The sequence below is a fragment of the Variovorax sp. YR750 genome, assembly GCF_900109805.1.
Lineage (GTDB): Bacteria > Pseudomonadota > Gammaproteobacteria > Burkholderiales > Burkholderiaceae_C > Variovorax > Variovorax gossypii.
The window spans coordinates 232,987-247,325 of sequence record NZ_FOBJ01000001.1 but is presented as its reverse complement, the minus strand read 5'-3'; the positions used below and the strand labels follow the sequence as shown (position 1 = coordinate 247,325).

Annotated in this window: 9 protein-coding genes; 2 read left to right on the top strand and 7 right to left on the bottom strand. The window is 70.0% G+C overall.

What is annotated here, in order from left to right:
- Positions 1-52: 52 nt before the first annotated feature.
- From BMY35_RS01075 to BMY35_RS01045, 7 genes are all read right to left on the bottom strand, one after another.
- Positions 53-3,052, bottom strand: coding sequence for a transglycosylase domain-containing protein (locus BMY35_RS01075; RefSeq protein ID WP_093195146.1), 3,000 nt, complete (start codon positions 3,050-3,052; stop codon positions 53-55).
- A gap of 109 nt (positions 3,053-3,161) precedes the next feature.
- The gene (locus BMY35_RS01070; protein ID WP_093195145.1) at positions 3,162-4,058 is read right to left on the bottom strand and encodes an NmrA family NAD(P)-binding protein; all 897 of its coding nucleotides are present in this window, start codon (positions 4,056-4,058) and stop codon (positions 3,162-3,164) included.
- Positions 4,055-5,140: an ABC transporter substrate-binding protein gene (locus BMY35_RS01065; RefSeq protein WP_093195144.1), complete on the bottom strand. Its 1,086-nt coding sequence runs from the start codon at positions 5,138-5,140 to the stop codon at positions 4,055-4,057. Before BMY35_RS01065 ends, BMY35_RS01070 begins: the two co-directional genes overlap by 4 nt.
- 18 nt (positions 5,141-5,158) lie before the next feature.
- Positions 5,159-6,787, bottom strand: a complete 1,629-nt coding sequence (locus BMY35_RS01060) for an ABC transporter substrate-binding protein (protein WP_093195143.1) — start codon at positions 6,785-6,787, stop codon at positions 5,159-5,161.
- Between the two features lie 4 nt (positions 6,788-6,791).
- A complete protein-coding gene (locus BMY35_RS01055) occupies positions 6,792-8,417 on the bottom strand; it encodes an ABC transporter substrate-binding protein (RefSeq protein ID WP_093195142.1) in 1,626 nt (541 codons plus the stop codon).
- Positions 8,414-9,931, bottom strand: a complete 1,518-nt coding sequence (locus BMY35_RS01050; protein WP_093195141.1) for an amidase — start codon at positions 9,929-9,931, stop codon at positions 8,414-8,416. The genes BMY35_RS01055 and BMY35_RS01050 overlap by 4 nt, the downstream gene beginning before the upstream one ends.
- 16 nt (positions 9,932-9,947) lie before the next feature.
- Positions 9,948-11,561, bottom strand: a complete 1,614-nt coding sequence (locus BMY35_RS01045) for an ABC transporter substrate-binding protein (protein ID WP_256227931.1) — start codon at positions 11,559-11,561, stop codon at positions 9,948-9,950.
- Between the two features lie 216 nt (positions 11,562-11,777).
- Here BMY35_RS01045 and BMY35_RS01040 point away from each other — a divergent pair, with 216 nt between their 5' ends.
- Both BMY35_RS01040 and BMY35_RS01035 read left to right on the top strand, forming a co-directional pair.
- Positions 11,778-13,016, top strand: coding sequence for an acyl-CoA dehydrogenase family protein (locus BMY35_RS01040; protein WP_177213552.1), 1,239 nt, complete (start codon positions 11,778-11,780; stop codon positions 13,014-13,016).
- Positions 13,017-13,114: 98 nt separating this feature from the next.
- Positions 13,115-14,299 (top strand): LLM class flavin-dependent oxidoreductase, encoded by a 1,185-nt coding sequence (locus tag BMY35_RS01035; RefSeq protein WP_093195139.1) that lies wholly within the window; start codon positions 13,115-13,117, stop codon positions 14,297-14,299.
- The last annotated feature ends 40 nt before the right edge of the window (positions 14,300-14,339 follow it).

Below are 14,339 nucleotides of genomic sequence, written 5' to 3'. Positions count from 1 at the left end.
CGGCCTGTAGGCGCGAAGGCAAGGCGGCCTGAGCCGCCGGCCGCAGAAAAAATCAGTCGCCCCCACACCCGCTGCGCTGGAGCACGGGCAGCAACTGCGGCCCCAGCGACTTCAGCAGCTGGGTCGGCAGCGCGCTCGTGAACCGGTAGCGGGCGGCATAGGGCTCGTGCACGTAGGCCATGACGGTGCCGAAGTAGCGCTCGCCGATCATGAAGACGAAGGTGGCGGAGCGGTCGATCTTGCGCTCGGAGATCACCCGGCCGCCGCGGCCGGTGCGCTCGTAGCGGTGATCGCCGGTGCCGGTCTTGCCGCCGATGTCGATTGCGCGGCCGTTCGCGTCCGCGAGCGCGCTTTTCAGGCGCCTTGCCGTGCCGTCGTTCACAACCTCGAAGAGTGCCCGGCGCAGCGTTGCCGTCACTTCCGCCGGCAGCACCCGCTCGGGCTTCGCGTTGCGCGGCTCCAGGCGTGTCTCGTAGGGCGTGTCGCGCGCGAAGTGCAGTGCCTCGACCCGCTGCGTGGGCAGCCGCACGCCGTTGTTCACGATGATGCCCATCAGCTCGGCCAGGGCGGCCGGCCGGTCGCCCGATGCGCCGATGGCGCTGGCGTACGACGGCGTCAGCGAGGCGAACGGATAGCCCTGGCGCTGCCATGAGCGATGGATCTGCGCGAAGGCGTCGAGCTCGAGCAGCTCGCGCAGGCGCCTGTCCTGCGCGCTCTTGTGGCGCGTCTTGAAGAGCCAGGCGTAGACCTCCTGCCGTTCGCCCGCGCTCGCGTTCAGCACATCGGCCAGCGTCGCGCCCGGGTGGCGCCGCAGGAATCCCACCAGCCAGAGCTCCAGCGGATGCACGCGGGCGACGTAGCCGCGATCGGCCAGCGACAGGCCGGCGTAGGTGGTGCGCAGCGCCTTCAACTCGCGCGGCGAGGCCGCGCCCCGGCCCAGCTGCCGCGCGAGCAGCTCGTCGAGCCGTGCCTCACTGGCATCCGGCTCGATCGTGAACAGCACGCTCGCCAGGCGCGGCGCCGAAGGCCTGAGGCCGCGCAGCAGCAGCGCCTCGGCTTCCGCGGCGCTGCGGTTCTGGTACTTGCGATGAAAGCGGACGAGGAAGGCCGAGCCCTCGCGGTCGGCGAAGCGCGCGAGCAGCTCGCGCCGGCGCGGGTCGGCGGGGTCCTTCAGCATCCGCTCGGGGTCCGTCGCGCCGCCGAACATGCGGTGGCGGACCAGGTCGCGCATCAGGCGGATGAACACCAGGTTGACCGAGTGCTTGAAGCCTTCGCGCACCGTCATCGAGCTGCCGTTGCGCGAGCGCTCGAAGTTCTCGAACTGGTGCAGCCCGCCGCCGGTGAAGAAAGCCTCGCCCGGATTCGCGGAGTATTTCCGCTCCATGGCCGCCTCGAGCATCGGCGCGAGCCGGCGATCCTTGGCCCGCAGCAGGTATTGCCGCGCCCAGGTGCCCAGCGGGTCGCGCGGGCTGGGCGCCAGCGCCGACAGCTCGGCCGTGCTCAGGCCGGACCAGCTCGCGTGCAGCTCGGCCACGAGCTCCAGGTAGCTCACCAGGGTGCGCAGCTTGGCGGTCGAGCCCAGGTCCAGCCGGGCGCCCTGGTTCACGTCGAAGGGCTGGTCGATGCTGTCGGCCTGCACGCGCAGCAGGTTGGCCCCGGCGCCGCGCTCGAACAGCGTGAAGCTGTAGACCAGCGGGCCCGGGTCCGCACCCGGGTCGAGCATGTGCGAGCCGTACAGTCCCGCCGCCTTGGCCGCGGCGGGTGTGCGCAGGCCGGCCAGCACCCGGGCCGCCACGGCCTGCGCCTGGCTGTCGAGGCTGGTTTCGGCCTCGAGGTCGAGGCGCTCCAGGTCGTAGGCGCGCGGCACGTCGAGCAGCGTGGAGATATGCGTGCGCAGCGCGGTCGTGGCCTTGCGCTGCACGAAATCCGGCCGGGGCGTCGGCGGCAGCTCGGGCTGCAGGTGCAGGGGGAGCGGCAGCGCCGCATCGCGCAGGGTGGGCGTGATCAGGCCGGCCTCGGCCATCAGCCGCAGGTAGCTGTCGGTCAGCCGGGCCAGGCCCTCGCCGTCGCCGAGCAGGTGCTGCGAGGGGCGGCGCTGCGCGATCATCAGCGACAGCGCTTCCTTGAAGGCGCCGGCCTGGCGTTCGAGCGCCTCGGGCGTGGGCGCGGCGCCTTCGGCGTCGTCGGCCAGCAGGCGGTTGACCTCGCGGAAGTCGCGCCCGTACCAGGCCCACAGGCCGTCGCCCAGACCGTGCACCTCGCCGATGCCCGGGCGCGCGGCCAGCGGCACGGTGTCGAGGTAGTCGACGACGATCTGGCGCCGCCGCGCCTGCGTGTCCTCGCCGTCCTGGTAGGCGCGCAGCGAGGCCGACGCCATCTGGCGCAGCTTCTCGCCGACCGACCCGGTGCGGCCCTGCGGCGAATGGCGGTACTTCTCGATCTGGGTGGCCAGGGTGCTGCCGCCGCTCGCCGTCCGGCCCAGGCTGACCGTTCGCAGGGCCTGCTCGAGCACCGCCTTCGCGAAGCGCTCCGGGTCGATGGCAGGGTTGCGCTGCAGCGGCTGCGCGTCCAGCAGGTGGCGGTCCTCGACGAAGAGCAGGGCGCTCACCAGCAGCGGGGGCACGTCCTCGAAGCGCTCGTAGGCGCGACCGGGCACGCGCGCGTGCAGCAGCGCCTCGTTGCGGCAGTCGCGCACGCTCAGGCCGGCCTGGTTTTTCTCGCGGTAGGGGGCGAAAAGCCCGTGCTCCTGCAGCTCTATCAGCCGCGGCGACATGCGCGCCTGGCGGGTGACGGCATAGCCATGGAGCTGCAGGCGCTCGATGAAGTCGGGAAGCTGCCGGTAGCCCAGCCGCTCGTCATGCGGACCGGTGCGGGGAAAGCGGATGGCGTCGCTGGGGCCGGCGTCGACGCTGAAGCGGGCGTCCCTGGCAAGGTCGCGCCAGAAGGCCGATTGCAGCCGTGAGGTCTTCAGCTCGTCCGCCACGAACACGACAAAAACTCCCCCCACGGCGAGCCCTGCGCCGACCCAGAAGAGCTTCTTGAACCATGCCATGCTCTGCCTCGCGAACAGTCTGCACCGTGGGTTCGTCAGCCACCATGATGCGCCTTTCGCGGGCTTTTGGGTTGGGCATGGCGAGGCGGGGCGGCCCGCCCGGCGATCTTCAGGCCGGCACGCGGCCCGCGACGGTCTCCGCGAGAAAGGCTTCCACCGTGCGCGGCGGGCGCCCGAGGACATCGGCCACGGTGTCGCTCACAGGCTCGGCTTCGCCGGCGACGATCAGCGCCGCGAACTGGGCGTGCACGCGTGCGATGTAGGGCGAGGGCGCATTCGCCGCCTGCCGCTGCTGCTGTGCCTGCGCGGACAGCGGCGTGGCGACGATCCGGCGGCCCGTGAGCCGCGACGCGATGCTCGCGATCTCGTCGTACCCGAGGGCGCTGCCGCCCGTGAGCACCCATGGCTCGGGCGAGGCCTCGCGGGAGGCCGGCTGCTCGAACAACGCCTCCACCGCCACGTCCGCGATGTCGCGCGCGTCGATGAAGGCGACCTTCGGATCGCCCGGCGGCGCATGCAGTTCGTCGCCGGCCGCGAGCTCCGACGCCACGCGCGCGAGCATCACCTGCATCCATGCGTTCGGGCGCAGCACGCGGTGGGCGATGCCCGAGCGGCGCAAGGCGGCCTCGATCTCGCGGTGCGCGTCGCCCGAGAGCGAGCGCCCGGGCGGCTCGATGGTCCAGTGCGAGCCCGAGAGCTTCACGATGCGTTCGACGCCCGCCGCCGCGGCCGCCTCGATCACCGCGATCTGCTGATCGGCCAGCGTGGGCGTGATCGGGGAGAGCAGGAAGAGATGGGACACGCCTTCCAGCGCACGGCGCAGGGTGTCGCCGTCGTCGAAATCACCGACGGCCGTTTCGGCGCCTTGCGCCCTGAGGCCGTTGGCCCGCGCAGGATGGCGCGTGAGGGCGCGCACCCCGGCACCGCGCGCGAGCAGGCGCGGCACCAGCAACTGCCCCAGCCGGCCGGTGGCTCCCGTCACCAGGATGCGAGGTGGCGAGCTCATGCGGCGGCCGCCAGCGCCACGGGTTCGGCGTGCCCCGCCTGCGCATGCAGCGCGCGCAGCGGCGCATGGTCGACCCAGGCGTCGAGATCGAAGTCCGCCGGCAGGAAACCCCACTGCAGCAGGAAGTCCTTGAAATGCCCGATGGCCTCGACCAGCGGCGCATCGAGCCCGACGCCCAGGTGCCGGTGCACATCGGGGCCGTTGGAGGCGAGCACCGCTTCCTCGTTGGTGGCGATCTCGCGCGCGACGAAGCGCAGCGTCTCGTCGGGATGAGCCTCGGCCCAGCGGCCCGCGCGCGCGACCACGCCGAGCAGGCGCACCACGAGGTCGGGACGCTGCCGCGAGAGCGCGTCGTCCACCGTGAGCACCCGCGGCGTGCCGTTGTTGATGCGGATCTTCGGATCGGGATGGTTGCCGAACTCCACGACGACCTGCGCGCCGATCAGGTTCGCCACCACGATGCCTTCGGCGCCCTTGAGGAAGATCGCGTCCACCTCGCCGCGCACCAGTGCCTCGACCTCGCGGAAGTACGGATGGCGCCGGCGCAGCCCGAAGAGGCTCGGGTCGCCCTGCGCAACGATGACCGATTCTTCGATCGGCAGCTCCACCAGCGTCACGTCTCCGGTCGAGAGCCCGGCCAGCGACAGGCCCGACACGATGCCCTTGAGCGCCGTCGCGCGGTGGAAGTCGATCAGGTCGTTCACGCGGCGCGGCACCGCGAGGCGCCGGCCCGCGAGCGCCTCGGCCGATGCGATGCCGTTGCCCGGCAGTGTCACGATGGCCTGGAACTCGTCGGTCCAGGTGATGGCCACCAGCCGCGTGGCACGCCCGTTGGCGCGCGCCCAGATCGGCGGGATGTTGCCGCCCTGGCGGAAGGACCACGCCAGGTGATGGTCGAAATGGCTCTCGCGGATGCTGCGGTCCTTCGAGTCGATGATCGATTCGATGGCGATGCCTTCCTCGGCGAAGGACTCGGCCAGCCAGCCCTGCCGGGCGGCGATGCCAAGGGGGGAGGGCACGGGGCAGCGGGTGTACCAGAGCACGCCGGGGCTGGTGCCGGTGGGGGACGAAGGCGAAGTCATTGAGTGTGTTCCTCGGTTTCAGGCGCCGATCCACGCGCCGGCCAGGTTGCCGGCGATGCCGTCGGCGCTCACGGTGTGGCCGTGCACGCGGCGGTCGGCGATGGTGTAGTTGTCGATGGCCAGCAGCGTGATGTCGGGCAGGTCGCGCACGATGTGCCGCTGGAACTCCGCGAAGGCCTGCCGCCTGCGGCCCTCGTCCACCTCGACGGCCGCGGCCTCGAGCAGGCGGTCGACCTCGGGGTTGCTGTAGCCCGAGCCGTTCGAGAACGGCAGGCCCTTCCTGAAGTTCTTCGACCAGTACAGGCGCTGGATGCCCACGGTCGGATCGAATGTGTTGCTCATCACGCTCACGTGCAGGTCGAAGGCGCGGTCGGCGTACACGCGGCGCACGTAGGTCGCGAAGTCCTGCGAGTTGATGGTGACCTCGATGCCGATGCGGCCCAGGCTCTGCTTCAGGTACTCGGCCGTGCGCTGGCCGCCTTCGTTGGGAATCGGCACCAGGCCCAGCTTCAGCCGCAGGTTGCCGCCGGCCTTGCCGCGCGCGAGGCCCGCCGCGTCGAGCAGCGCCTCGGCCTGCTTCAGGTCGTAGGGCAGCACGGGCAGGTCGGGCACGTAGAACTTCTTCAGCGCCGGATGCACCGGCCCCGGGATCAGCGTGCCCTGGCCGTACCACACGGTCTTGCGCACCACCTGCCGGTTGATGGCGTACGCGATGGCCTGGCGCACGCGCAGGTCCTGCAGGGCGGGGTTCTCCAGGTTGAACTCCACGCGCGAGACGTTGTTGATGTACTGGTAGCCGTTGGGCTCGAACACCAGGTTCGGCCTGGCGCGCAGCCGCTCGACGTCGCCCAGCGGCACCGGCGTGCCCGGGCTCAGGTGCACCTCGCCCTTCTCGATGGCGGCGGCGCGGGCGGCCGCGTCGGGAATGAAGCGCACGATCAGCCGGTCGACGTAGGGCCTGGGGTTGTCCCAGTAGTTCGGGTTGCGCTCGTAGGTCACGTGGCTGCCGCGCACCCACTCCTTGAACACGAAGGGGCCTGTGCCCACGGGCGCGTTGTTGGCCGGGTTGGCATCGGCCTTGCCGCTCTCGTACAGGTGCTTCGGCACGATGGGCGATTCGGAGGCGGAGAGCGCGGTGATCAGGTAGGGCACCGGCTTCGACAGCACCAGCACGGCCGTGAACTCGTCCGGCGTGCGCACCTCGGCCAGGCTGGAGAAGGTGGCGCGCCCGCGCGGGTGGTATTGCTTCAGCAGGCCGATGGAGTGCGCCACGTCGGCCGAGGTGAAGGGCCGGCCGTCGTGCCACTTCACGCCGCGGCGCAGGCTGAAGGTGTATTGCAGGCCGTCGCTGCTCACGGACCAGGCGGTGGCAAGCTGCGGCTGCGGCGCGAGGTCGAAGTCGTAGCTCAGCAGGCCTTCGGTGACCTTGGCCGAGATCAGCACCGACGAGCCCGCCGAATGCGCGATGGTGGTGAGCGTCGGCGGCTCGGGGTCGATCAGCACGGTGAGCGTGCCGCCGCGCACCGGAGCACCGGTAGTGGTGGTGGCCGCGGGCAGCCCCTGCGCCCACGCGGGCGCCAGGCCCGCCAGGCCCAGGCTCGCGCCGCCCTGCAGGAAGAGGCGGCGATGGATGGCGTTGTCGTTCATGGTCTCAGGCCCTGATGTAGATGTCGGCGAAGTTGCCCGAGAGCCCTTCGGCGCCGACCGTGTGGTCGCCGATGCGCCGGTTCGCGACCGTGACCTGCGCCACGGCCACGAGCCCGATGGTCGGCAGCTCGGCGGCGATCACGCGCTGGAATTCGCTGAAGAGCGCACGGCGCTTCGCAGGGTCGTTTTCCACCGCCGCGGCCTCGAGCAGCCGGTCGACCTCGGGGTTGTCGTAGTGCGCGCCGTTCGAGAACGGCACGCCGGGGCGGAAGTTCTTCGACCAGTAGAAGCGCTGGATGCCCACCGTGGGGTCGAACATCTGGCTCATGCCCTGGTTGTTGAAGTCGAAGTCGCGGTCGGTGTACACGCGCTTGATGTAGCTGCCGAACTCCTGCGTGCGCACCGTCACGTCGATGCCCACGCGCGCCAGCGCCTGGCGGATGTACTGGCCCACGCGGTTGCCGCCGCCGTCGAACACGTCGTGGCTCACGCGAAAGCGCACGCCGTCGGCGCCGCGCGGAAAGCCGGCCTCGTCCAGCAGCGCCTCGGCGCGCTTGCGGTCGAAGCGCGGCACCGCCACCTTCGGGTCGTGGAAGGCCTTGAGCACCGGCGAGATCGGCCCGGGCGCGGCGATGCCGTAGCCGTACCACACGGTCTTCAGGATCACCTCGCGGTCGATCGCATGCGCCACGGCCTGGCGCACCTTCGCGTGCCTGAAGTAGCGGTTGTCGAGGTTGAACTCGATGCGCGTGGTGGAGTTGTTGAAGTACTCGTTGCCGCGCGTGTCCAGGCCGAGGTGAGGCAGGTCCTTCAGGCGGTCGAGGTCGGGAATGGGCACGGGCGTGGCGCCGGCAAGGTCGACCGTGCCGCTCTCGAGCGCGGCGGCGGCCGCCGCCTGGTCGGGAATGAAGCGCACCACCAGGCGGTCGATGTACGGCTTGCCCGGGTCCCAGTAGTTCGGGTTGCGCTCGTAGATCACATGGCTGCCGCGCACCCATTCCTTGAAGACGAAGGGGCCGGTGCCCACGGGCGCGTTGTTGGCCGGATGGGTGGCCAGGTCCTTGCCCTCGTACACATGGCGCGGAACGATCGGCGACTCCGCCGCCGCGAGCGCGGTGAGCAGGAACGGGGCAGGGCGGCTGAGCACCAGCACTGCCGTGTGCGCATCGGGCGTGCGCACCTCGGACACGCTCGCGAAGGTGGCCCTGCCGCGCGGATGCGAAGCCTTGAGCGCGAGTATCGAGAAGGCGACATCGGCCGAGGTGAAGTCGCGCCCGTCATGCCACTTCACGCCGCGCCGCAGCCGGAAGGTGTATTGCAGGCCGTCGGGCTGCACCTCCCACGCTACCGCCAGCTGTGGGCGCGGGCGCAGCTCGAAGTCGTAGCTCAGCAGGCCTTCCACCGCCTTGGGCGAGACCAGGAAGGTACCCGCGGCGGAGTTGACAAGCCCGACCAGCGTGGGCGGCTCCAGCGCCGTGAGCAGGGTGACGACGCCGCCCTGCGCGCGGCGCGGCGCATCGGCCGGGGTTGCGGCGGTGGCCGCCAGTGCCGGTGCAGCCAAGGGCAGGCCGAGACCGCCGAGGATGCGCCGGTGAAAGCGCCGTCGGCTGATGGGCAGCGTGGGCTTCATGCCGCGCCGCTCCCTCCGAAACCGGGCGGTGCGATGAAACCGCCGTAGACCTGCTCGAGCAGCTCGGCGAAGGCGATGGTCGTGCGATCCTCGAGATAGGGGCCGACGGCCTGTGCGCTCACCGGCAGGCCGTCTTCGTCGAGCCCGACCGGGAAGCTGGTGGCCGGCAGGCCCGGCAGCACCGGCAGTCCGGCCCAGTGGAACAGGTCCAGGAAGCGAACCTCGCGCGTGCCGTTCTCGAAAGCGACGGGATAGGTGCGCTCGTCCTTCGGCTCGGTGTGGTTGTGGCGGAAGGCCGGAAGCGGCGCGACCGGCGTCACCACCACGTCGAAGTTCTCGAAGAAGCGCTCCCACTGGTGGCGCAGCGCCACGCGGCGCTCGTTGTCCTTCAGCCATTCGCCGTGGCGCAGCGTGGGCGCGCGCAGCCATGCGGCATCGGCGCTGTCGTCGTCGGGCGAGAGAGCTTCCAGTCGCTTCTGCGCCGACTTGCTCAGCGCGGGCGGCGTGGCCAGCGAGGAGCCCAGCAGGCTGCGGTAGACGCGGTGCGACTGCGTGAGGTCGGGCAGCAGGCCGGCCGGCAGCTCCGAAGGCCGCGTCACCTTCACGCCCTGCGTGCGCAGGCGCTCCACCACGCGATCGACCACCAGCGCCTCGTGCAGGCTGCGCGCGCTGCCGGGCCACTGGTCGATCACCAGCACGCGGAAATCGCTCAATTTGGCGTGGCGCGCCGGCGGCAGGGTCGCCTTCCAGGCCTTGGCGGCCAGCGGCTCGAGGTTGACCAGCAGGTCCAGCGCGAGCCCGAGGTCGGGCGCGGTGCGCGCCAGCGGGCCGGCCACGGCGAGGTCGCGATCCGCCAGCCGGCCCGACGGCACGCCGGTGCCGCGCAACGCGACAAGCCCTGCCGTCGGCTTGTGGCCGTACACGCCGTTGAAGTGCGCCGGAATGCGGATCGAGCCGCCGATGTCGGTGCCCAGCTCCAGCGCCACGTAGCCCGCCGCGAGCGCGGCGGCCGAGCCGCCCGAGGAGCCGCCCGGCGTGCGCGCGGTGTCCCAGGGGTTGTTGCTCACGCCGTAGACGTCGTTGTAGCTCTGCAGGTCGGCCAGGGCCAGCGGCACGTTGCTCTTGCCGACGATCACCGCGCCGGCGCCGCGCAACGCCGCGACGGCCAGGGAGTCCTGCGCGGCCACGTTGTTCGCATAGTCCGGGTTGCCGCTGCTCGTGACGTAGCCGGCGACGTCGAACGATTCCTTCACCGTGATCGGTACGCCGAGCAGCGGCCGCCGCTCGCCGCGCGCCAGGGCTGCGTCGGCTTCGCGGGCCGCCGCGCGGGAGGCCTCGTCGTCGCGAACCACCACTGCGTTGAGGTCGTTGTCGAAGCGGCTGATGCGCGCGAGCACATGCTCCAGCAGATCGACTGCCGACACGCGGCCGGCGGCCAGCGCCTCGGCCTGCGCGCGGGCACTCGCGAAGGTCAGCGAATCCAGAAGGGTGTGATGAAGGTCCTGGGTGGTCATGTGGGCTTTCGGGTGGTCACTTGCGCGGTTCGATCCATGCGTCGGCCAGGTCGCCCGACATCAGGTCGATGCTGTTGTGGAAGTCGTGCAGGCGCGCGCTGTGCACCACGATCGAGGGCACCGCGACGATCGGAAGCACCGGCAGCTCGCGGCCGACGATCTGCTGCACCTGCCTGAACTGCGCCGCGCGCTTGCCCGCGTCGAGTTCGACGGCGGCCTGGCGGAACAGCTCGTCGACCTGCGGGTTGTCGTAGTGGGCGGCGTTCACCCAGATCAGCGGGTTGCGCACGCCGTCGCCCCAGTAGATGCGCTGCACGCCCACCGTGGGATCGAAGAGGCGGCCCAGGCCGTTGATGTTGATGTCGAAATCGCGCGTGGTGTAGACCCGCTTGAGGAAGGTGGGAAGGTCGCCGTCCACGATCTCTACCTTGATGTTCACGCGCGCCAGCGCGGAGCGCAGGTAGTCGGCCGTGCGCTTGAACTCCGCGCCCGGGATGTAGCTCAGCCGCAGCGAGAAGCGCTGGCCGTTGGCCTGCTTGGGCTGGCCCGCCTCGTCGAGCAGGCGGTTGGCCGCGGCGACGTCGAAGGGATAGCGGAAGGTGCTGTCGTCGTAGTAGTCGGACAGCACGCGCGGGATCGGCGAGTTCACGACCTCCACGCGCTTGTAGTAGATCGTGTTGCGGATGAAGTTGCGGTCGATGGCCTGCGCGATGGCGTGGCGCACCTTGGCGTTCGCCAGGACCGGGTTCTCCACGTTGAACTCGAGGAACGAGGCGTTGTTGAGGAAGCCGTCGTAGCCGTCATCGACCTTGAGTTTCGGGTTCGTCGACAGCCGCTCGAGGTCGGCCAGGCTCACGCCCTGAGCCACGTCGACTTCGCCGGTCTCTATGGCGGTGGAGATCGCGGCCGGGTCGCGCACGAACTTCACGATCACGCGGTCGATGTACGGGCGGTCCTTGCGCCAGTAGCCCGGGTTCTTGCGCAGCACCAGGTGGCTGCCGCGCACCCACTGCTCGAAGATGTAGGGTCCGGTGCCCACGGGTGCCGAGATGTTCGGGCTGGAGAGCGGGTCGCCGTCGGCATAGCGGTGGGCCGGCACGATCGGCAGCTCAGCCGACGACAGCGACTTCAACAGGAAGGGCGCCGGCTTGGCCAGCACGATCACCGCGGTGAGCGGATCGGGCGCGTCCACGCGCTCCACGTTGGCCAGCGTGATGCGTCCGCGCGGGCCTTGCTTCTTCTGGACCAGCACCGAGTAGCGCACGTCCTCGGCGGTGAAGTCGCGCCCGTCGTGGAACTTCACGCCCGGACGCAGCTTGAAGGTGTACTTCAGGCCGTCGGTGCTGACCTGCCACGAGGTGGCCAGCAGCGGCTGCGGATTGAACTTCGCGTCGTAGCGCAGCAGGCCCTCGGTGACCTTGGCGCTGATGTTTCGGTTGTCCGTCTTCGTGTCGAGGAAGGACACCAGGGATGTCGGCTCCTGCGACACCGCGTAGGTCAGCGTTCCGCCGCTCACCGGCGTGGGCGCGGCGGTGTTCTGCGCGCTTGCGGTGAAGGGCAGGGCGGCCAGCGCGAGGTGAATCAGCCGCCGGTCGAACTTCAGTTTTGCGAGGAGAAGAAATGAAAGCATGGGATGGATCACCGTGTCCGCGAGTGGCTCGAAAGGCTGACGATGGTCTTGGAAATCCGTCCCTGCGCTTAGCATTTTTTCGATCATCGAAATGCAGTCGCGACGGGTGCCCGGCGTGCTGCGCACCGAGCCGAAAACCGAGTTTGCTTATGCGCAAACCGATGAGTGCCGCGGCCTATATTCCCGAGCCTCTGCCGCTTACGGGAAATGCAAGCAATGAATGCCGTCGATCGCGCCGTGCCAGGTGCCCAACTCAGAACCTTGCTCGAGCGGCTGCCTGCGCTGGCCGCGGCGATTGCCGAAGGCGCCTCGCAGCGCGAACGCGAAGGCACGTTGCCTTTCGAGGCTTTCGCGCTGTTTCGCGCGTCGGGGCTGGGCGCGCTGCGCATCCCAGCTGATCGCGGCGGCCCCGGCGGCTCGATCGAAGACCTCGTGCAGGTCGTCGCCACGCTGGCCGCGGCAGACTCCAACGTGGCGCACGCATTGCGCACGCACTACAACGCCATCGAGCTGTGGACTTCCGCACCGCCGAATGCGGATGCCGACCGCCAGCTAGCCCGCGTGCTCGAGGGGGCCCTGTTCGGCGGCGCCTTCACCGAACTCGGCACGCCGCGTTCGGGCACGGTGACCACCGCGCTCGAACGGCAGGGCGACAGGCTCGTGCTCAACGGCAGCAAGTACTACGCGACCGGCACCGCGTTTTCCGACTTCGCGAGCATCGCGGTGCGCGACGAGGAAGGCCGCGATGCCACGGTGATCGTGCCCACCGGCCGCGAAGGCCTTCACGTGAAGGACGACTGGGACGGCATGGGGCAGCGGCTCACGGCCAGCGGCAGCCTGGAGTTCGACGGGCTGGAGATACGGCCCGACGAGATCGTGCTCACCTCGCCGCGCAGCCTGCAGCGGCGCCACGCTTCCTCGCTGCGGCAGCTCTACCTCGTAGCCGTCGCGGCGGGCATCGTGCGCAATGTGTTCAGTGACGCCGTGCACTACGTGCGGCATCACGCCCGTCCCGCGGCGCACAGCCCGGCGTCCTCGGCGGCGGAAGACCACTTCACGCAATGGGTGGTGGGAGACCTGGCCGCGTACACGCACGCGGTGGACGCGCTTATCGCCGACAACGCGCGGCAGCTCGACCGGTCGGCCGAGGCCCTGAGGCGCGGCGCCGCGAACGGCGACGCGGATGAGGAGGGCGTGCAGCAACTGGTGCTCGACGGTGCGCTCGCCACGGCCAAGACGCAACTGGCGGTGAGCCGGATCGCGCTGCAGGCCGCCGAGCGCCTCTTCGAGGCCGGCGGCGCCTCGGCCACTTCGCGCAGGCACAACTTCGACCGCCACTGGCGCAACCTGCGCACCATCTTCAGCCACAACCCGCTGCTGCAGAAAGCGCGCGTGATCGGCGACTACCACCTCAACGGCACCACGAAGCATCTGGAGGAAGGCAAGGTCTTCTGAGCCCGATGATGAATCCCGCGAATTTGGATATGCGGATTCCGGGCGTGCCAATTCGGGTACGGCTGACCAGAATCCCGGACCTCGGAAGGTAATTTCAAATGTCCCTGCCACAACGGCCCGGCGCCATTGCCGGATGGGAGCGCTTTGCCGCTCCGACCGAATTCAGCGAAAGCCCGATCTCCCAGGCCTTCAGGCAGCCCGTGCTGCTGGGGCTGTTCCTGCCGATACAGGCGGGCGGCTGGAGCGCGTCGACACTGCCGCGCACCACCGACTGGCGCTTCGACTACAACCGCGACCTCGTTCTGAAGGCCGAGCGACTGGGCTTCGACCTCGTGTTCGCGCTCTCGCAATGGCTGCCCAAGGGCGGCTACGGCGGCGTCTTCAACGGCAACGCGCTCGACTCGTTCATGACCACGGCCGCGCTCACCGCGCTGACGAGCCGGATCATGCTGATCTCGACCATCCACGTGCTCTACGGCCCCCTGCATCCGCTGCACCTGGCCAAGTACGCCGCCACGCTCGACCACATCTCGGGCGGGCGCTGGGGCATCAACGTGGTCACGGGACACCGCGCGGTCGAGCACGAGATGTTCGGCTCTCATCGCATCGAGCACGACCGGCGCTACGAACTCGCGGCCGAGTTCCTCGAAGTGGTGCAGCGGCTGTGGGCCGACACCGAGAACTGGTCGTTCAAGGGCGAATCGCCGTGGAAGCTCGACGGCGCATTCGTCTCGCCCAAACCGCGCTTCGGACGGCCCGTGCTGGTGAACGCCACCGGCTCCGATGCGGGCATCGGCTTCGCGGCGCGCTACTCCGACATCGTGTTCATCACCAGCCCGAGCGGTTCCAGCTTCGCGAGCGCCATCGAGGCACTGCCGGCGCACGCCGCGCGCGTGAAGCAGGCGGCGCGCGACGTGGGCCGCGAGGTGCGCACGCTGCTCAACCCGATGGTGATCAGCCGCGAGACCGAGCGCGAGACCTGGGACTACCACGACGCCATCGTCGCGCACATCGACGCCGATCCGAAGACCAGCTTCAACCGCTTCGACAGCGATGCGCACGCCTGGCGCGGCCGCGTCGGCAACGACGCACCCAAGCGCCGCGCCATCGGCGGGAACATCGAAGTCATCGGCACGCCGGAGCAGGTGGTCGAGCAGTTCGTGCAGCTCAAGCGCGCGGGCATCGACGGCCTGCAGCTGAGCTTCTTCGACTTCAAGCCCGACCTCGAATTCTTCGGCGACCGCATCCTGCCGCTGATGAAGCAGGCGGGGCTGCGCCTGTAGGCGCCTCTTTTCTCACCCGATACCAAAGAACTTCCTTCAT